A 25,566-nucleotide genomic window follows, 5' to 3' on the forward strand; every position below is an offset into this window, starting at 1 on the left:
ATCCGGTCGCCCGCCAGGCCGGCAAGCCGGATGCCGTGAAGCGGACCGGGCCTGCTGCCGCGCCCACCGCGCCGGCGGCACCGGCGGCTCCGCAGCGGCCCGCGGCCAGCCCGTGGGAGGCCACGCGGCCCAAGGGCGGCGCGCGCCAGGCGGCAGCCCGTGCGGACGAGCAGGGCAGGGATGAGCAACGCGGCCATGCACCGGCCCGCGCCCGCGCCGAGGCGCCGCCGGGCCCGCGCGCCAGCCACCATCGCGACCTGAAGCCTCGGCTGCAGACTGAATTCCAGGCCGAGCTGAAGTCCGATTCGCTGGCCTTCGCCCTGCTGGGCGCGGCCACCGCCGTGGTCCAGGTGCGCGGCGGCATGGCGCTGCCGCAGGCGCTGGCCGGCGCGTTCGCCAATCCCGCCACCACGCCCCAGGCGCGCGGCGCGATCCAGGACGTGGCTTACCGCGCGATGCGCCAGCTGGGCCGCAGCGAAGCGCTGGTGGCCGCGATGGCGCCGAAGGCCCCCGATCCGCTGGTCGGCGCGCTGCTGGCCGCCGCGCTGCCGCTGATGGGAGCGGGCGAGGATGGCCCTGCACCGTACGAAGCCTTCACCGTTGTCGACCAGGCCGTCACCGCGGCCGGCGCCCACCCGGACACGGTGCGGGCGAAAGGCATGGTCAACGCGCTGCTGCGCCGCTTCCTGCGCGAACGCGACACGCTGCTGGCCGAGGTGCTGCAACAGCCGCTGGCGCGCTGGAACTACCCGCAATGGTGGATCGACGCGGCCATCACCGCCTATCCGCAGGAATGGGAGCAGGTGCTCACGGCGGGCAACATGGCGCCGCCGCTGACGCTGCGCGTGAATACCCGCAAGGGTAGCGTCGAGGCTTACCTGGAGTTGCTCGCGCAGGCCGGCATCGGCGCGCGCCGCATCGGCCCTTCCGCGGTGCGGCTGGACAAGCCGGTGGGCGTGCACCTGGTGCCCGGCTTCGACAGCGGCCTCGTGTCGGTGCAGGATGCGGCCGCCCAGCTTGCCGCGAACCTGCTCGATGTCCAGGACGGCATGCGCGTGCTGGACGCCTGCGCCGCCCCGGGCGGCAAGACGGGGCATATCCTCGAACTGGCCGAAGCCGATGTCACCGCGCTGGACGTCGATACGCAGCGCCTGGCCCGCGTGCGGGAAAACCTCGACCGCCTCGAACTGTCGGCCACGCTGCTGGCGGCCGGGGCGCAGGGCAGCGACTGGTGGGACGGCGAACCGTTCGACCGCATCCTGGCCGACGTGCCGTGCACGGCGTCCGGCATCGTGCGCCGCCACCCGGATATCCGCTGGCTGCGCCGCAAGGGCGATACGCTCCAACTTGCAACACTTTCCGCGCAAATTCTCGACAATCTTTGGCAGATGCTGCGGCCCAATGGTAAATTGCTGTTCGTGACATGTTCGTTGTGGCCGCAGGAATCCGAGGCGCAGGCGGCCGCTTTCGCGGTGCGCAATCGCGCCACGCGACTCGATGCGCCCGGTCAGCTACTGCCCGCGGGCGGGGCCGAACAGGATCACGATGGACTGTTTTACGCGTTGTTCCAGAAGGATGCGAAGGATGCGAAGGATGCATGACGTTGCGGAGACATGAATCCGCACTAATGAATCCTCACTAATGAATCCGCACAAGCATGACTTCAGGGAATGCGTAGCAATTCCGGCCAGCCAGCGGGGTGCATTTGCTGCATCACCGCTGCGTCAAGTTCCTGGCTCCTGTTTTCGGCCCTAACCACATACAAGCGCAAGTGATCCCCCGATTCGTTCGATTCCTCTGCTGGCAAATGCTGCTGATGCTGGCCTGCGCCCTGCCGCAGGCCGCCCGTGCCGCCGAAGGAAGCGTCGAAATCACCCGGGCCTATATCGAAGCGGCGGAAGAGGGCTACCGCCTGTCCGCCGCGTATTCGTTCGACCTGAACCACGGCCTCGAAGACGCGCTGCAATACGGCGTGGCGCTGAACTTCGCCACGCAGATCACGTTCACGCGGCCGCGCTGGTACTGGTTCGACGAGAAGGCCGTCACCGCCAGGCGCACCCACAAGCTGTGGTACGACGTGCTGACGCGCCAGTACCACGTGCGCATCGAGGGCAGCGTGCGGCAGAATTTCGATTCGCTGGAAGATGCGCTGTTCTTCATCCGCCGGCCCACGCGCTGGGTGGTGGCGCCGCGCGGCGCGCTGAAGGTGGGCGAAATCTACAACGTCACCCTCAGCATGGGCATGGACCGCGACTACCTGCCCAAGCCGATCCAGGTCAACGCCTTCAACAACCGCGACTGGAACCTGGCTTCGCAAAAAAGAACCTTCCAGTACAGGGCGGAGTAAGTGACCAAGGCCTTGCGGTATCTGTTTGTCGTGGCAGGCGCCGTGTGCAGCATCCTGCTGTTCCTGCTGGCATCCGCTTCCGACAGTTCCGGTTTCTTCGAACGCCATTACTCCTGGCTGCTCGGCCTGAATGCGGCGGTGGCCGTCGCGCTGCTGCTGCTGGTCGGCGTCTCCCTGTTCAGGCTCTACTCGCGCTACAAGAGCGGCAAGTTCGGCTCGCGGCTGATGACGCGGCTGGTGATGCTGTTCGCCGCCATCGGCGTGCTGCCGGGGCTCGTGATCTTCCTGGTATCCGTGCAGTTCGTGTCGCATTCGATCGATTCGTGGTTCAACGTGCGCGTCGAGGAAGCGCTGGAGGCGGGCCTGGACCTTGGCCGCTCGGCGCTGGACGCATCGCTGGTGGAACTGAAGGGCGAGGCGGACAAGGCGGCCCAGGAGCTGGCTTCGCTGCCGTTCTACGCGGCGCCCTCGGCGCTGGCACGCTTTGTCAAGGAACATCCGCGCACGCAGAGCGCGATCATCGTCGATGCCGAGGGCGGCCTGATCGTCTCCGCCGTCGGCGAACGCCGCATCAACCTGGCCGGCGACCTGCCCACCGCCGCCATGATGGCCAAGGCGCAGGAGGAGCCGCCGTACGCGGTGCCCGAAGGCGGCAGCGAAGCGCGCGACGAACGCGCGGTCGCCACGCCGGCCGATCCCAACAACGTGCTGCGCCTGCGCGTGCTGATGCCGGTGCCCGACCCGGTGCAGCCTTCCGGCGGGCGCCTCGCGCCGCGCTACCTGCAGATCATCCAGGCCGTCGCGCCGCAGCTGGCCAGCGACGGCGAAATGCTGCGCACCGCGTACAGCGAATACAAGGAGCGCTACGTGGCCCGCCGCGGCCTGCGCAACATGTACATCTACACGCTGACGCTGACGCTGCTGCTGGCCGTGTTCGGCGCGATCGCCGCCGCCTTCCTCATCGCCAACGACCTGGCGCAGCCGCTGCTGCTGCTGGCCGAAGGTACCCGCGCGGTGGCGGAGGGCGACCTCTCGCCGCGCCCGATCGTGGCCAGTTCCGACGAACTGGGCACGCTGACCCAGAGCTTCAACACGATGACGCGCCAGCTCTCCGAGGCGCGCAGCGCCGTGGAACGCAACCGCATCGCGCTGCAGAACGCCAAGGCCCACCTGGAATCGGTGCTGGCCAACATGTCGGCCGGGGTGATGGTGCTGGATTCGGAATTCCGGCTGGTGACCTGCAACGACTCGGTCGAGCGGATCCTGCAGAAGGCCGGCGTGACGCTGATCGGCAAGCCGCTGGCCGACGTGGATGGCATGCATGAATTCGCCGGCGCCGTGATTGCCGCGTTCTCCGCCCAGAGCGCGCAGTCGGCCGCCGGGCGCAATGTGCAGCGCCTGCACTGGCAGCGCCAGATCGAGATCCCGCGCCTGGCCAGCAATCCGGACGACAGCGACCTGATCCTGCTGACACGGGGCTCGCGCCTGCCGCTGGAAGGCGGCGGCGGCTACATCGTGGTGTTCGACGACATCACCGACGTGATCTCGGCGCAGCGCTCGATCGCCTGGGGCGAGGTGGCGCGCCGGCTGGCGCACGAGATCAAGAACCCGCTGACGCCGATCCAGCTGTCGGCCGAACGGCTGCAGATGAAGCTGGAAAGCAAGCTGGGGCCGGCCGACGTGGAATTGCTCAACAAGAGCGCCGGCACGATCGTCAACCAGGTGGCGGCGATGAAGCGCATGGTCGACGACTTCCGCGACTATGCGCGCACGCCGCCGGCCCAGCTCGAGCCGCTCGACCTGAACGACCTGGTCGAGGAAATCCTGCACCTGTACGTGGCCGGCGACGGCAACGACATCATCCGGCCGCACCTGGCGCCGTACCTGCCGATGGTGATGGGCGACGAGACGCAGTTGCGGCAGGTGATCCATAACCTGCTGCAGAACGCCCAGGACGCGCTGGCCGACCTGCCCGAGGTGGCCGACGGCAGCCGCGCGCCGCGCGTGGACGTGGTCACCGAGGCGATCCATTACCAGAGCGCCGACGGCGGCACCCGCATCGCGGTGCGCCTGTCGATCTCGGACAATGGACCCGGCTTCGCGCCGAAAATCCTGGCCCGGGCATTCGAGCCGTACGTGACGTCGAAAGCGCGCGGCACCGGACTGGGGCTGGCCATGGTCAAGAAAATCATCGACGAGCATGGCGGGCGGATCGACATCCAGAACCATCCGGACGGTTGTGGCGCTTCGGTACTGATTTTGCTGTTAAAGTTGGCACCGGTGCAGTTGGCATAATAGTGAAGGACACATAAAATCGTTGTCACGACCAGCACAATGCCGGGCAACCGGTGCAAAAGAACAGAAGGGCAGGGATAGATGGCAAACATTCTCGTAGTTGATGATGAAATGGGTATCCGGGAGCTGCTCTCGGAAATCCTCGGTGACGAAGGGCATGCGGTAACGCTGGCGGAGAACGCCCAGCAAGCCCGCCAGGCCCGCGCAGCCGGGGCCCCGGACCTGGTCCTGCTCGACATCTGGATGCCGGATACGGACGGCGTCACGCTGCTGAAGGAATGGCAGCGCGACGGCCTGCTGACGATGCCCGTCATCATGATGTCCGGCCACGCGACGATCGATACCGCGGTCGAGGCCACCCGCATCGGCGCCCTGAATTTCCTGGAAAAGCCGATTGCAATGCAAAAGCTGCTGAAGGCGGTGCAGGCCGGCCTGGCGCGCGGCCAGGAAGTGGTGCGCGCGCCCGTGATGGCGCAGCGCCCGGCCGCCTTGCCGCCCGTCGAGGAAGCGGCGCCACCCAGCTTCGGCGTGCCGCCCCTGCCGCCGCAGGGCGCGCACGGCATTGCCGTGGCGCGCGGCAGCGGTGGCGAAGGCCACATGTTCAGCCTGTCGTTCGACTTGCCGCTGCGCGAGGCGCGCGATGCGTTCGAGCGCATGTACTTCGAGCACCACCTGGGCCGCGAAGGCGGCAGCATGACGCGCGTGGCCGAGAAGACCGGCCTGGAACGCACCCACCTGTACCGCAAGCTGAAGCAGCTGGGTGTCGAGCCGGGCAAGCTCGCCAAGAAAAACCAGCAAGTCTGATTTGCCGTCTCCCGTCATCGCCACGCTGGTGACCGGCAGGCGCGCCCTCGATCGTGAAAGCGCGATCGCGGCGCGCCTGCCCGTAACCGGAACAGGCGCGCCATCCCCGGCCGGCGCTCAGTCCGACGCGCCGGTGGCCGTCATCATCGAGGGCCTGGCGGATCCGCTTTCCCCGCTTGCCGATGCGCCCGGCGTGCAAGTGCACCGCATTGCCCCCGGCTGCCTATGCTGCGCCGGTAACGTGGTATTGCGTGTTACATTGAATCGTCTCTTGCGGCGCCCGCCGGCGCAGCTTTATATCAGCCTGGCTGATGCCACCCATGTCGGACAGTTGCGCGCGATGTTGTCGGCGCCGCCCTACGATACGCTGCTGTCCCTCTGCGACGATGTCGCGGCACCTGCCGTTGCTTCCTGACTTCGCCGGCTCGCCTCTTGAAATGGGCTGCCACAGCCCCACCTCGAAAGTGAAATGGAAAGCCCAACAATACGGAACCCGCCGGTTTCGTCCTTGAGAGAAGGAAGCGATATGAACCTCATCTACAACAGCGAGCAGTACAGCGTCGTCGAGTTCGGACCGGATCGCGATCTCGAATCCTTGCGCTTCGGCGGCTATGAAATCGTCGACAAGGGCGGCAAGCGCGAAATCTTCATTGCCGGCGTACTGGCGCAAAACTTCCGGCGCGACGTGAACCAGTTGATCGCCAACGAACCCACGATGGAGGAAATCGACGAATTCCTCGGCAACTATGACTCGCTGATGAGTCAGCCTGTCTTACTGCATTAAGTTCTGCTGCATTGAACATCGGCACCCATTCGCAACACACATCCGGCGCCCGGATCTCCAGTGGCGCACCTGTGGTAAGGTGACGGTCGGCAATACCTTACCACGTCATACCATGTGCCAACTCCTGGGAATGAACTGCAATGTGCCGACCGACATTGTGTTCAGCTTTACCGGCTTCGCGCTGCGCGGCGGCCGTACCGATGTCCACCACGATGGCTGGGGCATCGCCTTCTTCGAGGGCGCCGGCGTGCGCCACTTCGTCGATCACCAGAGGGCCGTCGATTCGCCGGTGGCCACGCTGATCAAGACTTACCCGATCAAGTCCCGCAACGTCATCGCCCATATCCGCAAGGCCACGCAAGGCGAGGTGGCGCTGGAGAATTGCCATCCGTTCATGCGCGAACTGTGGGGCCGCTACTGGGTGTTCGCCCATAACGGCGACCTGAAGGCGTTCAATCCCGTGCTGGACGGCCCCTACCGCCCGGTCGGCACCACCGACAGCGAACGAGCTTTCTGCTGGCTGTTGCAGGAGTTGCGCAGCCGCTTCGGCGACACCCGCCCGGCACTTGCCGAACTCGGCGCGGCGCTGGGCGAGCTGGTACCGCGCATCGCCGCCCACGGCACCTTCAACATGATGCTGTCCGATGGCTCGGCGCTGTTTTCCCATTGCTCGACCAACCTGTTCTGGCTGGTGCGCCAGCACCCGTTCGACACGGCCATCCTGTCCGACGACGACGTGCGGGTGGACTTTTCGCAGGTGACCACGCCGCACGATCGCGTCGCCATCATCGTCACGCAGCCGCTGACGACGAACGAGCGCTGGACGGCATGCGCCCCTGGGGAAATGCAGTGTTTTGTGGACGGATTACCTCAGAAAAACATATTTCCGCCCCCAGCGGCGCCGGGAATGTCAGAATAATAAAAAATAGAGAGAACGTTTTCCCATGATCGACCTGTCCGGCACAAGCTCATCTGCCCTGTCCTCACTGCGCGTGCGCGAGTTCTACCTCGGCCGCCAGCCCATCCTCGACCGCAACGGCGCGCTGTTCGGCTATGAACTGCTGTTCCGTAACGGCCCGGTCGGGCCGGCGCAGATCGATACCAGCGAACTGTCCGCCACCGCCGCCGTGATCGCCCATGCATCGCAGCTGGGCGTGGAAAAGGTCATCGGCGATGGACTCGGCTTCGTCAACGTCGACGAGCAGGCGCTGAACAGCGATATCTTCGGCTTCCTGCCCCGTGAAAAAATCGTGCTGGAAATCGTCGAGACGCTGCAGCCCACGCCCGCCGTGCTGGCGCGCATGGCCGACCTGGCCAGCCATGGCTTCCAGTTCGCGCTCGACGACGTGCGCGGCGACAGCCCGCAATTGCAGGCGATGCTGCCGATGACGCAGTTCGTCAAGCTGAGCATGCGCGGCTGGCAAAGCGGCACGGGCGCCGATGCGCTGGCCGCGCTGGCGGCCCGCCTGAAGGGCGACGGCAAGCAACTGGTCGCGGAAAAGGTGGAAACCCGCGAGGAATACGCCACCTGCCTGGACCTGGGCGTGGATTATTTCCAGGGTTATTACTTCGCCCGGCCCGCCATCATGAGCGGCAAGAAGCTGTCGCCCTCGCAGCTGGCCGTGATGGAGCTGATGACGCTGGTGGTGTCGGATGCCGACAATATCGAGATCGAACGGGCGATCAAGCGCGACGCATCGCTGGCGATGAACCTGCTGCGCCTGGTGAACACGCCGGCGGTGGGCGCGCGCCAGCGCATCGATTCGCTGAGCCAGGCCGTGACGATCCTGGGCCGCCGCCAGTTGCAGCGCTGGCTACAGATCATGCTGTACGCCGAACCGGGCAAGCGCGGCGGCAGCCAGACGCCGCTGCTGATGCTGGCCACCACCCGCGGCCGGCTGCTGGAACTGCTGGCCCACAAGCTGCGGCCGGCGCACCGCCATGTCGCGGACATCGCCTTCACGGTGGGTATCATGTCGCTGATGGATACGCTGTTCTCGATCCCGATGGCCGAACTGCTGACACAGATCGCGGTCAGCGACGAAGTGGCCGAAGCGCTCGTGTACCGCACCGGCTTCTTCGGCGAGCTGCTCAAGCTGGCCGAATGTATCGAACGCATCGAGGACATGGAACATGCCATCATGCCGGCCCTGCGCGACCTCGAGATGTCCACCGAAGAACTGGTGGAGCTGGAAATGTCCGCCTACGTGTGGAGCGACAACGTGGTGCGCTACGCGATCTGACCGGGACGGCACGGCCAGCGGACGGCATCGCGGCGCGGTGCCGTTTTCAATTGAGGAGAACGATGCGGGAAGTATTGCTGGAGGTGCGTGACCTGGCCAAGTCCTATGGCAAGCGGCGCGCGGTGGATGGCGTGTCGTTCCACGTGCGGCGCGGCCAGACGGTGGGCCTGCTGGGACCGAACGGCGCCGGCAAATCGACGACCGTCGGCATCATTGCCGGCATCCTCGATGCCGATGCCGGCGAAGTGCTGCTCGATGGCCAGCCCGCCGGCACGCGCCACCACGATACGCGGCGCCGGATCGGCCTGGTGCCGCAGGACCTGGCGCTGTATGACGACCTGCCGGCGGTCGAGAACCTGAAACTTTTCGGTGCGCTGTACGGCTTGAAGAACGCCGCGCTGGCGGCGCGTTGCGCGGCCGTGCTGGAACTCGTGGGCCTGGCCGACCGGGCGCGCGACAGGCCCGCCACCTTCTCCGGCGGCATGAAGCGGCGCCTGAACATCGCCGCCGCGCTGCTGCACGAGCCGGCGTTGCTGATCCTCGACGAACCGACGGTGGGCGTCGACCCGCAAAGCCGCAATGCCATCTTCGACACGCTGGCGGCACTGCAGCGCGCCGGCACGGCGCTCGTCTATACCAGCCACTACATGGAAGAGGTGGAGCGGCTGGCCGACCATATCGTCATCATCGACCATGGCAGGGTGCTGGCCGACGAGAGTCCGGCGGCGCTGTACGCGCGCCTTCCGGCACGCGCCGCGCTGCACGTCGACCTGGCGGAGCCGCTGTCCGGCGAGCTGGCCGGCGAGCTGGCCCGGTTGCCCGGCGTGGCAGGCTTGCTTGGCGAAGGTTCGGCGTGGGACGTGCGCCTGCAGGACAGCACGCAGGCCATCGCCGTGCTCGACTGGCTGCGCGACCGGGGGCAGGTGCCGGTGCATTTCGCCACCGCCCGCGCACGTCTCGAAGAGGTCTTCCTCGATCTCACCGGCCGCTCGCTGCGCGACTGAAGGAGCGATGATGACCGCCATTCTCGCCCTGGTCCGCAAGGACCTGCTCCTCTACCTCAACGACCGCCGCGCGCTGGCGATCCACCTGCTGGTCCCCGTCATCGTGGCGGCGTTCTTCGGCTCGCTGTTCGGCGGCACCGGCAACGGCAAGACCGGCAGGATCGATGTCGCCGTCGTGCAGCAGGATGACTCGGGCCTTGCTGCGAACCTCGTGGCCAGCCTGCAGGCCGATCCGAACCTGCGCGTGCAGGTGTTGCCGCTCGCCGCCGCGCGCGACCGGGTAGTCGCCGGCAAGGCCACCGTGGCCGTGGTGATCCCGCCGGGATTCGGCGGCGCGGCGGTCGGCGCGCTGACCGGCACGGCCCCGGCGCCCATGCTGCCGCTGCTGTTCGATCCTTCGCAAGGGGCCGTGCTGGCGATGGTGAAAGGGCTGGTGACGCATCACGCCATGCAGCACGCGAATGCCGGGATGATTGCCCGTGCCTCCGGCCTGGGGGCGGCGCTCCCGGCCGGTGCCGGGATGCCGTTCTTCATGCGCGACGAGGCTGTCAGCGCCGGTCCGGCCTACGATGCTTACGCCCACTCGTTCGCCGGCATGGGCGTGCAGTTCATCCTGTTCATGGGGGTGGACTGGGGCATCGGCCTGCTGACGGCGCGGCGCAGCGGGATCTGGAGCCGCCTGCTGGCCGCGCCCGTCACGCAATGGCAGATCCTGCTGTCGCGGCTGTTGTCCGGCACGCTCATCGCGGCGGCCCTGCTGGTGGCGATCTTCCTGTGTGCCGTCGTGCTGTTCGGCGTCACGATCTCCAACCCGGCCGGCTTCGTGCTCGTCACGCTGGGCTTTGCGCTGATGACAGCCACGTTCGGCCTCCTCGTTGCCGCACTGGGCCGCACGCCGGAAGCGACGCGCGGCATCGCCACGTTCGCCACGCTGATGATCGTGATGCTGGGCGGCGCGTGGGTGCCGTCGTTCATTTTCCCCGAATGGCTGCAGCAGGCCTCGCTGGTCGTGCCGGCCCGCTGGGCGATCGACGGCCTCGATGCCGTGACGTGGCGCGGCCTGGGCATCGACGCCGCGCTGCACTGCGCCGGCGTGCAGCTGGCGTTCGCCGCGCTGTTCGGTGCGCTGGCGGCATGGCGCTTCAGCGTACAGGCACGAGAGGCCTGACGGCCGGCGGTCGACCGGCCTGCCAGTCGCTTACAGGTTCGGCGCCAGCCAGCTTTCCAGCTGCGCCTTCGGCACGCCGCGGCGCTGCGCCATGTCGGCCAGCTGGTCTTCGTTGATCTTCCCGACCGTGAAGTACTTCGATTGCGGATGGGCGAAATAGAAGCCCGCCACGGCGGCGCCGGGGAACATGGCGAACGATTCCGTCAATTCCATGCCGATCTCCTCGGCGCCGGTCACGCGGAACAGGTCGGCCTTCACCGTGTGCTCCGGGCAGGCCGGATAACCGGGGGCGGGGCGGATACCCGCGTACTCTTCGCGGATCATCTGCTCGTTGGTCAGCCGCTCGTCCGCGGCGTAGCCCCACAGGTCCTTGCGCACGCGCTCGTGCAGGTATTCGGCGAACGCTTCGGCCAGGCGGTCGGCCAGCGCCTTCAGCATGATCGACGAGTAATCGTCGTGCGCATCCTCGAAGCGCTTTTCGTACTTCTCGATGCCCAGGCCGGCCGTGACGGCGAACATGCCGAGGTAGTCCTTCACGCCGGAAGCCTTCGGCGCGATGAAGTCGGCCAGGCACTGGTTCGGGCGCTGCACGCCGTCGATCACCGGCTTCACGCCCTGCTGGCGCAGGCCGTAATAGGTGAACGCCACTTCGCTGCGCGTATCGTCGGTGTAGACCTCGATATCGTCGTCGTTCACGCTGTTGGCGGGCAGCAGCGCGACGGTGCCGTTGGCGGTCAGCCAGCGGCCCTCGATGATGCGCTTGAGCAGCGCCTGGCCTTCCTCGAAGACCTTGGTGGCCGCTTCGCCGACCACTTCGTCGGTGAGGATCGCCGGGAACGGGCCGGCCAGGTCCCAGGTCTGGAAGAACGGGCCCCAGTCGATGTACTGCGCCAGCAGGGCCAGGTCGACGTTGCGGAACAGGCGGCGGCCGACGAACTTCGGCTTCACCGGCGCGAACTGGAGCTTTGCCTTGTTGGCGCGCGCGGCGGCCAGCGTCACGGTCGGCAGCGCCTTCTTGTTGGCATGCTGCTCGCGGATGCGCGCATAGTCGGTTTCCAGTTCTTCCACATAGCGATCGCGTGCGTCCGGCGTCAGCAGCGACTGCGCCACCGAGACGGAACGCGAGGCATCCGGCACGTACACCACCGGGCCGTCGTAGTTGTGGGCGATCTTCACCGCCGTGTGGGCGCGGCTGGTGGTGGCGCCGCCGATCAGCAGCGGGATCTTCAGCATGCGGAAGTGCTCGTCGCGCTGCATTTCCTTGGCCACGTGCGCCATCTCTTCGAGCGACGGCGTGATCAGGCCGGAAAGGCCGATGATGTCGGCATTTTCCACCTTGGCACGCGCCAGGATCTCGGAAGCGGGCACCATCACGCCCATGTTCACCACTTCGAAGTTATTGCATTGCAGGACCACCGAGACGATGTTCTTGCCGATGTCGTGCACGTCGCCCTTGACGGTGGCGATGACGATCTTGCCCTTCGGTTTCGCGACGATGCCGGTGCGCTTTTCCTCGGCCAGCTTTTCTTCCTCGATGTAGGGGATCAGGTGGGCCACGGCCTGCTTCATCACGCGCGCCGACTTCACCACCTGCGGCAGGAACATCTTGCCCTGGCCGAACAGGTCGCCGACGATGTTCATGCCATCCATCAGCGGGCCCTCGATCACGTTGATCGGGCGGCCGCCGCCGTTGAGGACCTGCAGGCGCATTTCCTCGGTATCCTCGGTAATCCATTGCGTGATGCCATGCACCAGCGCGTGCGCCAGGCGCTTTTCCACCGGCCCCTCGCGCCACTCCAGGTTGGCTTCCTGTTGCTTGCCGCCGGCCTTCAGCGTGCCGGCGAATTCGATCATCCGCTCGGTCGCATCGGGGCGGCGGTTCAGCACCACGTCTTCCACGCGTTCGCGCAGTTCGGCCGGCAGGTCGTCGTACACGCCCACCATGCCGGCGTTGACGATGCCCATCGTCATGCCGGCCTTGATGGCGTGGTACAGGAACACGGTGTGGATCGCTTCGCGCGCCGGGTCGTTGCCGCGGAACGAGAACGATACGTTCGACACCCCGCCCGAGATCTTCGCGTGCGGCAGGTTGTCCTTGATCCAGCGCGTGGCGTTGATGAAGTCCACCGCGTAGTTGTTGTGTTCCTCGATACCGGTGGCGACCGCGAAGATGTTCGGATCGAAGATGATGTCCTCGGCCGGGAAGCCCACTTTTTCGGTCAGCACCTTGTAGGCCCGCTCGCAGATCTCGATCTTGCGCTCGAAGGTATCGGCCTGGCCCGTTTCATCGAAGGCCATCACGATCACCGCGGCGCCGTAGCGGCGGCACAGGCGCGCCTGGCGGATGAACTCCGCCTCGCCTTCCTTCATCGAGATCGAGTTGACGATGGACTTGCCCTGCACGCACTTCAGGCCAGCCTCGATGACCGACCATTTCGACGAGTCGATCATGATCGGCACGCGCGAGATGTCCGGCTCGGAAGCGATCAGGTTCAGGAAGCGCGTCATGGCGGCCTGCGAATCGAGCATGGCCTCGTCCATGTTGATGTCGATGACCTGGGCGCCGTTCTCCACCTGCTGGCGCGCCACGGACAGGGCCTCGTCGTACTGCTCGTTCAGGATCATGCGCGCGAACGCCTTCGAGCCGGTGACGTTGGTGCGCTCGCCCACGTTGACGAACAGCGAGTCGTCGTCGATCGTGAACGGCTCCAGGCCGGACAGGCGCTGCGCCACGGGGATGCGCGGCAGCGCGCGCGGCTTCATGTCCTTCAGCAGGCCGACGATGGCGGCGATATGGTCCGGCGTGGTGCCGCAGCAGCCGCCGGCCATGTTGATGAAGCCCGCCTCGGCGAATTCGCGCAGCAGGGCCGAGGTGTCGGCCGGCAGCTCGTCGAAGCCGGTGTCGCTCATCGGGTTGGGCAGGCCGGCGTTCGGGTAGATGCACACGAAGGTATCGGCGATCTGCGACAGTTCTTCGGCATAGGGGCGCATCAGTGCCGCGCCCAGCGCGCAGTTCAGGCCGATGGTCAGCGGTTTCGCGTGGCGCACCGAATTCCAGAAGGCCGGCACGGTCTGGCCGGACAGGATGCGGCCGGACGCATCGGTGACGGTGCCGGAGATCATCAGCGGCAGGCGCTCCTGCTCCGGGTGGTCGTCGAAATACTGGTCGATGGCGAACAGCGCGGCCTTGCAGTTCAGCGTATCGAAGATGGTCTCCACCAGCACCACGTCGATGCCGCCCTCGACCAGTGCGTCGAGCTGCTCGTAGTACGACGTCACCAGCTGGTCGAACGTGATGTTGCGGGCCGCCGGGTCGTTGACGTCCGGCGAGATCGATGCCGTCTTCGGCGTCGGGCCCAGCGCGCCGGCCACGAAGCGCGGCTTGTCCGGCGTGCTGTACTTGTCCACCGCCGCGCGGGCCAGCTTCGCGGCCTGCAGGTTCATCTCGTAGACCAGATGCGCCATGTGGTAGTCGTCCTGCGCGATGCCGGTGGCGCCAAAGGTGTTGGTTTCGATCAGGTCGGCCCCGGCCGCCAGGTAGCGCTCGTGGATTTCCTGGATCACGTGCGGCTGCGTCAGGTTCAGCAATTCGTTGTTCCCCTTCACGAACAGCTCGCGCGCGCCACTGCCGGCCGGCGCCGCGAAGTCCGCGAAGCGTTCGCCGCGATACGCCGCTTCATCGAGCTTGTATTGCTGGATGATCGTGCCCATCGCACCGTCGAGGAACATGATGCGGCGCGACAGGATGTCGCGCAGTTGCGCTTCGGTCTGGGAGGCGGGGCGGTTCGCGGGCTGGTTCATTGGTATCGGTCGGGAACGGAAAGGGGGTACTGATTATACGGCAAAGCGCCATTCCCGCCCCGCCAGGGCCCGGCCGGCACGCGGCCGCGGATCCGCCATGATGCCGGCGCGCGGCGGCGCATGCCGGGCAGCCGGTGGCTGCCGGCACCGGTATCGGCATGCAATTGCGCAGGGGAGGAACGACGTGGCAGCCGCGTTGGCTGCCGTGGACCGGCGCCGGTACGAACCGGCGCCGCGGTGGCGCCCGGGCGCCGGAAGGCAAGCGGGGAAGTCAGCCTCGGATCGGCTGTTCCGCCTGGCGGCGGCGCCGTGCCGCGCCGGTCACCAGCAGCAGGCCGGTGGCCAGCATGGCCCAGGTGCCCGGTTCCGGCACGGCGATCACGGGCGAGCCGCCCACGGCGACCTTGTCGATGGCGAACTGGGTCTGTTCCGTCCACAGGTAATCGTTGCGATAGCTTTCGAAAGGCGTGAACAGGTATTCGAATTCACGGTCGCCAGTCGTGTAATAGTGGCCGTTATACATGCCGCCATAGGGATCTTCGCCACGCTGGCCGGCGGAGAACGCGAGCGCGCCACCGATCTGGTATTCGAACGTGTCGGTACCGCACTGGTAGAACTCATTACTGTCGCCTGCACAGCCGAGAAACTCCGTGCCGTTCAGGGAAAAGGACGTGATTTCGTCTTTCCCCACATAGCCGTCACCATTTGCATCGTCGCCGGAGAACGATCCTTGCAGCACGCGCGCGTCGTCGAAAAAGGAAGTGCTTTCATGCAGAAAACCCGTGTACGAGAAGTTCCACGTCGTTACTGCGTGAGCGCTGCAGCTGGCGGCCATCAAAGTGGCAAGGGCAATCGTCTTGAACATGATACTTCTCAACAAAGGTGAAGAGGAGTAAACATAGTAACTGGCCCGGCTTTGCGGCGAAACAAAATATCGACATGTTTGTGCCGAAACAACGCAAGCGGTGCCGGTGCTGTCATCGCCGGGGAACAGCATGCCGTTGCGCAGGGGAGAGGGTGTAACAGTCGTGTTTGCGGCCGGCCCCGGCACCCACCGCGGCGCCTGGGCGGGCCGGCGTCCGCAGTGGGGGCCGGGCGCCGGAGACGGGGAGGGAAGTCAGTTGCGGACAGGTTGCGCCGTCCCGGCGCGGCGCCGTGCCGCGCCAGCCACCAGCAGCAAGCCGGTAGCTAGCATGGCCCAGGTGCCTGGTTCCGGTACGGCAAGCACGGCCGATGCCATCATGGGGTTATTACCCGCGCCTTTGCTCTTGCCGATATTGAACCTGGTCTGGTCTGTCCACCGGTACGCGCTCGTCAGATAGGAATCGGGCGTGTAACGGTAATCGTATTCGCCGTCACCAGCGACGAAATAATGCCCGCCACCAAAATATCCCTCCGGATCTCCACCGTTTTCCCCGACGGAAAAGTCGAGCTTCTTGCTGCCGATCTGGAAGCTGAAGCTGTCGGTGCCGCAGCGATAAAATTCATTGCTGGTACCGGCGCAGCCAATGTAATCGACGCCATTCAGGATAAAGGTGCTGATTTCATCCTTGTCGAGAAAACCATCGTGGTTTCCATCGCGGCCCGAAAAAGAGCCCTTCAGCTTGTAAGTACTGGCAAAAATACCGGTATTCTCATCCAGAAAACCCGTGTACGAGAACGTCCATACCGGTACTGCGTGAACGGCGCAGCTGGCGGCCAGCAAGGTGGCGAAAACAAGGGGTTTAAACATGATTCTGCTCGACGAAGGCGATGAAGAGCATGCATGGTAACTGGCGCCGCATTGCGGTGAAACAAATAATCGCAGGGTTTGTACCGATACAACGCAGTGTTAAAACCAAGATAACGAAATCAATGTCGGCATATGGCAACAAATGAAACTCCAGCAATCAGCTTTATCCGAAAAGATTCTAACTGGAAATATATATTAAAGAATGGAATTAAATCGGGCTGGAAATGGCGCACAGGATGCCAGTTCAGAATATCGTCCAGGGGGCGGGGGAGTCCCCGCCCCGGCATGCGTCATTCGAAACGCAGGCCTTCCAGCGCGAAGCCCTTGATGAACTCCGCCGCCGGCAGGCGTTTGCCGCCCGGCTTCTGCAGATGCGTCAGGCGCAGTGCGCCGCTGCCGCAGGCTACCACGATGCCGTGCTGGGCATCCGCTGCCAGCACCTGGCCGGCCGGGGCCGTGCTGTCCGCATCCAGCAGCTCGGCGCCCCACAGCTTGATGACGGTGCCATTCACCACGCCATGGGCGCCGGGGAACGGATTGAAGGCGCGGATCTTGCGGCCGACTTCGCGCGCCGGCAGGGAAAAGTCCAGTGCCGCTTCTTCCTTGGCGATCTTGGCGGCATAGGTGACACCCGCTTCCGGCTGGGGCACGGCTTCGATCACGTCGTGTTCCATCTTGCGCAGTACCTTGACCACCATCTCTGCGCCCATGGCCGCCAGGCGGTCGTGCAGCATGGCCGTGGTGTCCTGCGGGCCGATCGGCGTGCGTTCGATCAGCAGCATGGGGCCGGTATCGAGGCCTTCTTCCATCTGCATGATGGTGACGCCCGTTTCATGGTCGCCCGCTTCGATCGCGCGATGGATGGGCGCGGCGCCACGCCAGCGGGGCAGCAGCGAACCGTGGATATTGATGCAAGGTTTGATGTCGAGCGTGCTGCGCGGCAGGATCAGGCCATACGCGGCCACCACCATCGCGTCATAGTCCGTGGCCAGCAGCAGTTCATGCGCTTCCCGGGCCTCCTGTGCGCGCTGCGGGTCCTTGGCATCCATCCGCAACGACAGCGGCTGCGCCACGGGAATGCCGTGGGCCACCGCATACTGCTTGACGGCCGAGGGCTGCAGCTGGAGGCCGCGCCCGGCCGGGCGGTCCGGCTGCGTCAGCACCAGCGGGATCTCGATGCCCGCGGCATGGATGGCCCGCAGCGCCACGGCTGCGAACTCGGGAGTGCCGGCGAAAACGACCTTCATCGGGCGCCCGGTCAACGGCGGGCGGCGCTGCGCAGCTGGCGCTCGCGTTCCATGCCGCGTTCTTCCTTCTGCAGCTTGGTCTTGATGCGGTTGCGCTTCAGCGGCGACAGGTATTCGACGAAGACCTTGCCCATCAGGTGATCCATTTCATGCTGGATGCACACGGCCAGCAAGCCGTCCGCGTCGACCTCGAAGAATTCGCCCTTTTCGTTCTGGGCGCGCACCTTGACCTTGGCGGGGCGCTCGACATCGTCGTAGATGCCGGGTACCGACAGGCAGCCTTCGTCGTAGACCTGCTTGTCGTCGCTGGCCCACAGCACTTCCGGGTTGATGAAGACGGTCAGCTGGTCCTTGGTTTCGCTGATGTCGATGACGATCACGCGCTCGTGCACGTCGACCTGCGTGGCGGCCAGGCCAATGCCGGGTGCGTCGTACATGGTCTCGGCCATGTCGGCAACGAGGCGCGCGAGGCGCTCGTCGAACACGGTGACGGGCTTGGCAACCTTGGTCAGGCGCGGGTCGGGATAGCGGAGGATGTTCAGTTTCGACATGGGTGATCTGGTAAAAGGCTAAAGCGGGCTAAAAGCGGGATGCCGGAAGCGGGATACTCAAAGCGCAGGTGTTCAATAAAAACAAAAAAGCCGGCGCCGCAGTGTTATCGGTGCCGTTATGGATACCGTTATCGGTAGCGTTAACAATGCCCTCATCGATTCGGTCATGATTCGGCCCCGCAACAAAGCAACGCCTGAACCATGGCCCATTGCGCATTGCAGCGCTGTTCGGCTTGTCAGTTCAGGGTAAGTTGGGCAGAATGATTCTGTTCGGCAACTTCTGCGAGCGCTTCGCTTCTTTCCATGATGGGTTCGTCAAGTAAATTGAACGAATATCATTGAAGGAATGATAGTGAGAAATGACAGGCGGAGCGTCGAAAAAGCAATGACCGGGCGTTTTTTGGTGCCGAATCAACGGACATATTCAATGAAAAATTTTAGCACAGTCGGCGCACGCCTGTTGGTAGCCATGGCGTTTTGCGGAACCACCGCCGTGTCCGCCACGGCACAGGAAAGCCGTTGCGAATTCCGGCCGAACGCGCCGGACCAGCATACCGTGGCCCGGGGCGACACCCTGTGGGACATCGCCGGTACCTTCCTGCAGAAACCATGGTGCTGGCCGCAGGTATGGGGCCTGAACCGCGCCGAGATAGCCGATCCCCACTGGATCTATCCCGGCCAGGTCATCTGGTTCGACCGCGCCGCCGGGCGCCTGCGGCTGGGCAACAAGGTCGGCGGCAACACGGCCAGCGGCGAGCCGGGCTCGGCCAGGTTGTCGCCCCAGGCGCGCATCGAGGGCCTGGGCAAGGATGCCATTCCCGCCATCGCACCCGGTGTGATCGAGCCATTCCTGGCGCAGCCGCTGATCGTCGAGGCGGACGAGCTGAAGGATGCGCCCCGCATCGTGGCCACCGACGGCAACCGGGTCTTCCTCGGCAAGGACGACAAGGCCTACGTGCGGGGCAGGCTGAAGGGCGCCACGTCGTTCCAGGCGTTCCGGCCCGGCAAGCCGCTGCGCGACCCGGTCACCAAGGCCGTGGTGGGCCAGGAAGCGCATTACCTGGGCACTCTGGCATTGCAGAAGGAGGCCGCCCCCGGCACGGACGTGCACACCTTCATCGTCACCGGCGCGAAGGAAGAGATGGGCGTGGGCGACCAGCTGATGCGCACCGAGCCAGTGCCGGTGCAGAACTATGTGCCGCACCCGCCGGCGGTACCGGTGGAGGCGCGCGTGCTGGCCATCTACGATGGCGTGGTGCATGCGGGCCAGAACCACGTGGTCTCGATCAATCGCGGAAAGCTTGATGGGCTCGACGTTGGCGCCACCCTCCAGCTGTACCATGTCGGGCAGGCGGTGACCGACAAGTCGGCCAGCAAGGGCTGGCACAATCTCGGAAATCCGCAGGTCAAGCTGCCGGACGAACAAGTCGGCAGCTTGTTCATCTTCCGCGTGTTCAAGCGCATTTCCTATGGCCTGATCATGCAGGCGACCGAACCGGTAGTGGTGGGCGACGTCGCCAGAACTCCGGAGTGACCGCGCCGTGCAAGCCACGGAATCCCTTTTCTCGCCTGGCGCCGGTTGCGGCGCCGATGGCACTGTCGAAGGCACTGCCGGTTGCAGTGCTGCCTGCGGTGCGAACTGCGGCGTTGCATGCACCGATTGCCTGTTGTCGTGGCTGCGCCTGGCGATGATGCCGGGCCTGCCGCGCCACGCGGCCGCGCAGCTGGTGCGCGCGCATGGCACCGCGCCCGCGGTGATCGCAGCGGCTCGCGCACAGCGCCTCGCCCACGTGGGTGTCGCATTGCCCACGGCTGCGATTGCCGCGCCCTTCGCGCCGCGCGCCCGCGCGGTGGCCGAAGCCACCTTGCACTGGGCCAGCCAGCCCGGCAACCGGCTGCTGACACTGAACGATGCAGCCTATCCCGCGCAACTGAAAGAGATTGCCGATCCGCCAGTGCTGCTGCATGCGCAAGGCGATCTCGCGCTGCTGCAGGGCGACAGGGCAGGCAGGGCGATCGGCATCGTCGGCAGCCGCCGTGCCACGCAGCAGGGCATGGCCAATGCCGGCAATTTCGCGCGCGCATTGTCGGACGCCGGCGTCACAATTGTCTCCGGTCTCGCGCTCGGCATCGACGCGGCCGCGCACCAGGGCGGCCTGGCGGGCATCGGCTCGACCGTGGCGGTGGTCGGCACCGGCATCGACGTGGTCTATCCGCCATCCAATGCGGCACTGGATGCGCGCATTCGCGAGGCCGGTTGCGTGCTCAGCGAGTTTGCCCTGGGCACGCCGGCGCGCAAGCAGAACTTCCCGATCCGCAACCGCATCATCAGCGGGCTGTCGCGCGGCGTGCTGGTGGTCGAGGCGGCGGAGCAATCGGGGTCGCTGATCACCGCGCGCCTTGCCAACGAGCAGGGGCGCGATGTGTTCGCGATTCCCGGTTCGATCCATGCGAGCCTGGCGAAAGGCTGCCACCGGCTGATACGCGATGGTGCGCGGCTGGTCGAGACGGCGAACGATATCCTGGACGCATTTGGCATGGAGGCCGTGCGCGGCACCGAAACGATGCTCGATGAATTGACGCGGGCGGCCGATGTGTTGTTAACGGCATTGACGTACGATCCAGTACCGGCCGATGAACTGGCGGCAAGGCTGAAACTGGATCCGGCTGACACTCAGGCAAGTTTGCTTGCACTAGAGTTAGCAGGTGTTGTGGAACGGCTGCCTGGTGGTGTTTTTCAGCGACTCAAAAGGTGAAAAGCAAGGGTGCGGGTCTTGTGCCGCGTCGATTTATGCTGATAGAGTAGCGCCATGTTCGACATCCTTGTTTATCTCTACGAGACCTATTATCGCCCCGACGCATGCCCCGAACCGGCTGCGTTGGCGAAGAAGTTGTCCGCTGTCGGTTTCGACGACGTGGAGATTTCCGAGGCGCTGGTCTGGCTTAACGACCTGACCGCGATGGCCGGTGAAATGGCCGGCGTCGAACAGGCCGCGACCGCCGCATCGACCGGCACGCGGTTCTATGTGGAAGAAGAACAGGACGTCCTCGGCACGCAAGCCATCGGCTTCATCGCGTTCCTGGAAAGCGCGCGCGTGCTGTCGCCGCTGCAACGCGAAATCGTCATCGAGCGCGCGCTCGCGCTCGAAGAGTCGCCCGTCAACCTGGGCAAGCTGAAGATCATCGTCCTGATGCTGCTGTGGAGCCAGGGCAAGGAACCGGACGCGCTGATGTTCGACGACCTGTTCGGCTCGGACGAGGAACAGGCGCCGCGCCTGCTGCACTGAACCTGCTGCACTGAGCCCTGCCGCCCGCCGCGGCAAGCGCGAGACGGCACAAGCCGTGCATCCTGTCTCGTGCATCCCGGCTCATGTCTCATGTTCACGTCTCCTGCAGCCTGACTTATTCGTGATGCACCATGCGTGACGCATCATGCGTGACCCGTCTTGCATCATGCAGCCTGCCTTGTCATCCCGCGTTGTCCATCCTGCGTTGTGCATCCTGTATGTGCAGGCTCGTCACTGATAAGAAGTATCTGGGAAGTATGCTTGCCGGCCGCCTTTGCGGCCGGATTGCATTCGTGCGCGTGCTTGCGGTTTTGCCGCTTGCGCGATTATGATTGGCCCCTTGACAAAAATGCCCGGGGCGAAAAAGTCGGCACGAAGCGTGATGCCCATGTATCATGCGCCTGCCATACCCCGGAGGCCGGCCGACGCGCCGCGCGCGACGCTGGCCCCCGCAGCAACCGAGCAAAAGCAAACCGAGAACAACAATCATGAGCAAAACCCTCATCATCGCCGAGAAGCCTTCTGTCGCGAACGATATCGCGAAGTCGCTTGGCGGCTTCACCAAGCACGATGAGTATTTCGAATCCGAAGAATACGTGCTGTCGTCCGCCGTCGGCCACCTGCTGGAAATCGCCGTGCCGGAAGAGTACGACGTCAAGCGTGGCAAGTGGAGCTTCGCGCACCTGCCGATGATTCCGCCGTACTTCGCGCTCAATCCGATCGCCAAGACGGAAAGCCGCCTCAAGGTGTTGAACAAGCTGATCAAGCGGAAGGACGTTACCGCCCTGATCAACGCATGCGACGCGGGCCGCGAAGGAGAACTGATCTTCCGCCTGATCGCGCAGAACGCCAAGGCCAAGCAGCCGGTCAAGCGCCTGTGGCTGCAGTCGATGACGCCGGGCGCCATCCGCGACGGCTTTGCGCACTTGCGCAGCGACGAAGAGATGCTGCCGCTGGCGGACGCGGCACGCTGCCGTTCCGAGGCCGACTGGCTGATCGGCATCAACGGCACCCGCGCGATGACGGCCTTCAATTCGAAAGAGGGCGGCTTCTACCTGACCACCGTGGGCCGCGTGCAGACGCCCACGCTGTCGATCGTCGTCGAGCGCGACGAGAAGATCAAGAAGTTCGTGCCGCGCGACTACTGGGAAGTGCGCGCCGAGTTCGTGTGCGCCGCCGGCGTCTACGAAGGCCGCTGGCTCGACACCGGCTTCAAGAAGGACGAGAACGATCCCGAGAAACGCGCCGAGCGCCTGTGGAGCAAGGCCGCGGCCGATTCGATCGCGCTGGCGTGCAAGGGCAAGCCCGGCATCGTCAGCGAGGAATCGAAACCCACCACGTCGATGGCGCCCGCGCTGTTCGACCTGACCAGCCTGCAGCGCGAGGCCAATGGCCGCTTCGGCTTCTCGGCCAAGAACACGCTGGGCCTGGCACAGGCGCTGTACGAAAAGCACAAGGTGCTGACGTATCCGCGTACCGATTCGCGCCACCTGCCGGAAGACTACCTGCCCACCGTGAAGTCCACGCTGGAAGTGGTGAAGCAGAACCCGAACTACCACCAGTTCGCCAAGCAGATCCTGGACAAGGGCTGGGTCAAGCCGAACAAGCGCATCTTCGACAACACCAAGATCTCGGACCACTTCGCGATCATCCCCACCGGCATCGCGCCGAAGGGCCTGTCGGAGCCGGAACAGAAGCTGTACGACCTCGTCACGCGCCGCTTCATGGCCGTGTTCTTCCCGGCCGCCGAATTCCAGGTGACCACCCGCTTCACCGAAGTCTCGGGCCACCAGTTCAAGACCGAGGGCAAGGTGATGACCAACCCCGGCTGGCTGGCCGTGTATGGCAAGGACACCACCGACGACAAGGAAGGCGGCGGCAACCTGGTGCCGGTGGCGAAGGGCGAGAAGGTCCACACCGACAAGGTGAATGCGAACGGCCTCGTGACGAAGCCGCCCGCGCGCTACACGGAAGCCACGCTGCTGTCGGCGATGGAAGGCGCCGGCAAGCTGGTCGATTCGGATGAACTGCGCGATGCGATGGCCGGCAAGGGCCTCGGCACGCCGGCCACGCGGGCGGCGATCATCGAGGGCCTGCTGACGGAGAAATACCTGATCCGCGAAGGCCGCGAACTGATGTCCACCGCGAAGGCATCGCAGCTGATGACGCTGCTGCGCGGCCTCGGTGTCAGCGAACTGACCGCTCCCGAGCTCACCGGCGAGTGGGAGCACAAGCTGTCGCAGATGGAAAAGGGCCGTATCTCGCGCGAGGAGTTCATGCGCGAGATCGCGCAGATGACGCAGATCATCGTCAAGCGCGCCAAGGAATACAACAACGACACGATCCCCGGCGAATACGCGACGCTGGAAACGCCGTGCCCGAACTGCAGCGGCGTGGTCAAGGAAAACTACCGCCGCTTCGCCTGCACCAAGTGCGAATTCTCGATGACGAAAACGCCGGGCAGCCGGCAGTTCGAGATCGCCGAAGTGGAAGAGCTGCTGAAGAACCGCACCATCGGTCCGCTGCAGGGCTTCCGCTCGAAGATGGGACGGCCGTTCGCCGCGATCCTGCGCATTGCGCGCGACGAGGACATCAACAACTTCAAGCTCGAGTTCGACTTCGGCCAGAACGACGAGGAAGGCGAGGATGGCGAAGGCGTCGACTTCTCCGGCCAGACGCCGCTGGGCCCGTGCCCGAAGTGCAATGCCGGTGTCTACGAGATGGGCCTGGCCTATGTGTGCGAGCACAGCGTGGCAAAGCCGAAGACCTGCGACTTCCGCAGCGGCCGCATCATCCTCCAGCAGGAAATCCTGCCCGAGCAGATGGCCAAGTTGCTGAACGAAGGCAAGACCGACCTGCTGCCCGGCTTCATCTCGCAGCGCACGCGCCGGCCGTTCAAGGCGTTCCTGGTGCGGGGCAAGGATGGCAAGATCAGCTTCGAGTTCGAGCCGCGCAAGGAAAAGCCGCCCGCGAAGGGCAAGGCGGCCGTCGCCGCACCGGAAGGTGCGGAAGGGCAGGCCGACGAGGCGGCGGTGGTGAAGAAGCCGGCGGCGAAGAAAGCCGCGGCAACGAAGACCGCCGCCACCAAGGCCGCGGCAGCCAAGAAGGCCCCGGCGAAGAAGGCGGCGGCGAAGAAGGCCGTGACGACCGAATAAGCGGATCAGCCGGAACAAAAAAACGGGGCCATGTGGCCCCGTTTTTTTTAGTCCTTCAGGTCCGCGGGGACCTTGCCGCCGTTGGCGGCCAGCTTGTTCATCACCTGCCGGTGCAGCCACACATTCATCTTCGCCGAATCGCCCATGTCGCCCGTGTAGTTCAGCTCCTGGGCAAGTTCCTTGCGCGATTGCAGGCTGCTGTCCAGGTCCAGCAGTTTCAGCAGGTCGACGATCGAGGTACGCCAGTTCAGTGGCTGGCCGGCCTGCTGCGCCTTGCCGTTCAGGATCGCTTCCACGTCAACTTCCGACAGCGCGGCCGGCTGTGCAGGCGCGGCCGGCGATTGCGCCGCGGTCGCGGTGGCCGGCGCAGCAGGCGCTGCCTGTGGCGTGGCGGCCGGGGCCGCTGCGGGGGCCTGCGCGGGTTTTTGCTGTGCTACGGCCGGGTGCGACGACGGGAAGATCTTGTGGAAGATATTGCTGAGGATGCCCATGTGATGTCTCCTTGAAAGTGGATCAGATGCAAGATGGATCGTTGCGCAGATCAGTTGGTCCGATCAGTTGGTCCGATCAGTTGCGTCGCTCAGTTGCGTCGCTCAGTGGCGTGAATCAGTGGCGTAAATCAGTTACGGCTGGCTTGCGCGATCTTGCCCAGCACGATCGCCAGCGCGGCGCCGCCCAGGGCCTGCACGAGCTGCGGATGCTCGGCATAGAAGTCGCCGATGCGGTCGACGATGCCGGGGTTGTGCTGCTCGGCCGTGGTGGCGATTTCCTCCACCTGCTGCGGCGTGATCTTTTCCGCCTGCTCGGGCGTCACCTGCGGCTGGCCGTTCTGGCCGAACAGGTTGCCGATGCTGCCGGCCAGCGCCGTCAGCATGGCCGGGTTGACGTTGCCCAGCAGCTGGTTCAGCATGCCGGCCCGCTGCTGCGGGTCGCTGCGGCCGAACAGCTGGCTGACCATCTGTGCGAATGGCGGGGTCTGGTCGGAGCGGAGTGCTTCGGTGACGCCTTGTGCCACCGCGCCGCGCGGCGCCTGTTGTGCCGCCTGCGGAAAATCCTGCTCCGCGCGGGCGGGGTCGATAGCCCCGCCGAGGTATTGCTGTAACAGATTACCGAGATCGAATCCCATTGCCGGCTCCTGTGTGAAAGTC

At 65.3% G+C, this 25,566-nt stretch carries 21 protein-coding genes; 14 read left to right on the plus strand and 7 right to left on the minus strand.

Features of this window, described 5'->3' with window-relative positions:
* The first annotated feature begins 257 nt into the window (after window positions 1-257).
* The 10 genes from rsmB to OU994_RS05845 all read left to right on the plus strand — a co-directional run bounded on the left by rsmB (window position 258) and on the right by OU994_RS05845 (window position 10,645).
* Window positions 258-1,601, plus strand: coding sequence for a 16S rRNA (cytosine(967)-C(5))-methyltransferase RsmB (gene rsmB, locus OU994_RS05800; protein WP_281611588.1), 1,344 nt, complete (start codon window positions 258-260; stop codon window positions 1,599-1,601).
* A 206-nt stretch (window positions 1,602-1,807) separates the two neighbouring features.
* Entirely contained in the window at window positions 1,808-2,347 is a 540-nt protein-coding gene (locus OU994_RS05805; protein WP_307722075.1) for a DUF4390 domain-containing protein, read from the plus strand.
* On the plus strand, window positions 2,348-4,642 hold the full coding sequence (locus OU994_RS05810) for a PAS domain-containing sensor histidine kinase (protein ID WP_131147756.1): 2,295 nt from the start codon (window positions 2,348-2,350) through the stop codon (window positions 4,640-4,642).
* An 81-nt stretch (window positions 4,643-4,723) separates the two neighbouring features.
* Window positions 4,724-5,446 (plus strand): response regulator, encoded by a 723-nt coding sequence (locus tag OU994_RS05815; protein ID WP_131147755.1) that lies wholly within the window; start codon window positions 4,724-4,726, stop codon window positions 5,444-5,446.
* A 1-nt stretch (window position 5,447) separates the two neighbouring features.
* Window positions 5,448-5,861: a GTPase gene (locus tag OU994_RS05820; protein WP_281609981.1), complete on the plus strand. Its 414-nt coding sequence runs from the start codon at window positions 5,448-5,450 to the stop codon at window positions 5,859-5,861.
* Window positions 5,862-5,972: 111 nt separating this feature from the next.
* Window positions 5,973-6,230 carry a DUF3567 domain-containing protein gene (locus OU994_RS05825; RefSeq protein WP_130186215.1) on the plus strand — a complete coding sequence of 86 codons (258 nt, stop codon included), beginning with the start codon at window positions 5,973-5,975 and terminating at the stop codon, window positions 6,228-6,230.
* Between the two features lie 112 nt (window positions 6,231-6,342).
* Window positions 6,343-7,149 carry a class II glutamine amidotransferase gene (locus OU994_RS05830; RefSeq protein WP_281609982.1) on the plus strand — a complete coding sequence of 269 codons (807 nt, stop codon included), beginning with the start codon at window positions 6,343-6,345 and terminating at the stop codon, window positions 7,147-7,149.
* Window positions 7,150-7,174: 25 nt separating this feature from the next.
* Window positions 7,175-8,473, plus strand: coding sequence for an EAL and HDOD domain-containing protein (locus OU994_RS05835; RefSeq protein WP_281609983.1), 1,299 nt, complete (start codon window positions 7,175-7,177; stop codon window positions 8,471-8,473).
* A gap of 62 nt (window positions 8,474-8,535) precedes the next feature.
* Window positions 8,536-9,477 carry an ABC transporter ATP-binding protein gene (locus OU994_RS05840; protein WP_281609984.1) on the plus strand — a complete coding sequence of 314 codons (942 nt, stop codon included), beginning with the start codon at window positions 8,536-8,538 and terminating at the stop codon, window positions 9,475-9,477.
* Window positions 9,478-9,484: 7 nt separating this feature from the next.
* A complete protein-coding gene (locus OU994_RS05845) occupies window positions 9,485-10,645 on the plus strand; it encodes an ABC transporter permease (RefSeq protein ID WP_281609985.1) in 1,161 nt (386 codons plus the stop codon).
* Window positions 10,646-10,675: 30 nt separating this feature from the next.
* On the opposite strand, the gene metH is transcribed toward OU994_RS05845, so the two are convergent.
* From metH to def, 5 genes are all read right to left on the minus strand, one after another.
* Window positions 10,676-14,446 (minus strand): methionine synthase, encoded by a 3,771-nt coding sequence (metH, locus tag OU994_RS05850; protein WP_281609986.1) that lies wholly within the window; start codon window positions 14,444-14,446, stop codon window positions 10,676-10,678.
* Between the two features lie 271 nt (window positions 14,447-14,717).
* Entirely contained in the window at window positions 14,718-15,443 is a 726-nt protein-coding gene (locus OU994_RS05855; RefSeq protein ID WP_281609987.1) for a PEP-CTERM sorting domain-containing protein, read from the minus strand.
* A gap of 120 nt (window positions 15,444-15,563) precedes the next feature.
* Complete coding sequence (locus OU994_RS05860; RefSeq protein ID WP_281609988.1) at window positions 15,564-16,178, minus strand: PEP-CTERM sorting domain-containing protein; 615 nt, start codon at window positions 16,176-16,178, stop codon at window positions 15,564-15,566.
* A gap of 290 nt (window positions 16,179-16,468) precedes the next feature.
* A complete protein-coding gene (gene fmt, locus OU994_RS05865; RefSeq protein WP_281609989.1) occupies window positions 16,469-17,425 on the minus strand; it encodes a methionyl-tRNA formyltransferase in 957 nt (318 codons plus the stop codon).
* Window positions 17,426-17,436: 11 nt separating this feature from the next.
* The gene (def, locus tag OU994_RS05870; RefSeq protein ID WP_131147746.1) at window positions 17,437-17,976 is read right to left on the minus strand and encodes a peptide deformylase; all 540 of its coding nucleotides are present in this window, start codon (window positions 17,974-17,976) and stop codon (window positions 17,437-17,439) included.
* Between the two features lie 427 nt (window positions 17,977-18,403).
* Here def and OU994_RS05875 point away from each other — a divergent pair, with 427 nt between their 5' ends.
* From OU994_RS05875 to OU994_RS05890, 4 genes are all read left to right on the plus strand, one after another.
* Entirely contained in the window at window positions 18,404-19,510 is a 1,107-nt protein-coding gene (locus tag OU994_RS05875; RefSeq protein ID WP_373922555.1) for a LysM peptidoglycan-binding domain-containing protein, read from the plus strand.
* A gap of 7 nt (window positions 19,511-19,517) precedes the next feature.
* Window positions 19,518-20,732 (plus strand): DNA-processing protein DprA, encoded by a 1,215-nt coding sequence (dprA, locus tag OU994_RS05880; protein ID WP_281609990.1) that lies wholly within the window; start codon window positions 19,518-19,520, stop codon window positions 20,730-20,732.
* A gap of 54 nt (window positions 20,733-20,786) precedes the next feature.
* Window positions 20,787-21,263 (plus strand): DUF494 family protein, encoded by a 477-nt coding sequence (locus tag OU994_RS05885; protein ID WP_131147744.1) that lies wholly within the window; start codon window positions 20,787-20,789, stop codon window positions 21,261-21,263.
* A gap of 488 nt (window positions 21,264-21,751) precedes the next feature.
* Complete coding sequence (locus tag OU994_RS05890) at window positions 21,752-24,418, plus strand: DNA topoisomerase III (RefSeq protein ID WP_281609991.1); 2,667 nt, start codon at window positions 21,752-21,754, stop codon at window positions 24,416-24,418.
* Between the two features lie 47 nt (window positions 24,419-24,465).
* Here OU994_RS05890 and OU994_RS05895 read toward each other — a convergent pair whose 3' ends face one another.
* Together OU994_RS05895 and OU994_RS05900 are read right to left on the minus strand one after the other, a co-directional pair.
* Window positions 24,466-24,909, minus strand: a complete 444-nt coding sequence (locus OU994_RS05895; RefSeq protein WP_281609992.1) for a DUF3597 domain-containing protein — start codon at window positions 24,907-24,909, stop codon at window positions 24,466-24,468.
* A gap of 128 nt (window positions 24,910-25,037) precedes the next feature.
* Window positions 25,038-25,544 (minus strand): hypothetical protein, encoded by a 507-nt coding sequence (locus tag OU994_RS05900; protein ID WP_131147741.1) that lies wholly within the window; start codon window positions 25,542-25,544, stop codon window positions 25,038-25,040.
* Between the last annotated feature and the right edge of the window lie 22 nt (window positions 25,545-25,566).

The sequence above is a fragment of the Pseudoduganella sp. SL102 genome (assembly GCF_027856995.1).
Lineage (GTDB): Bacteria > Pseudomonadota > Gammaproteobacteria > Burkholderiales > Burkholderiaceae_D > Rugamonas > Rugamonas albidiflava.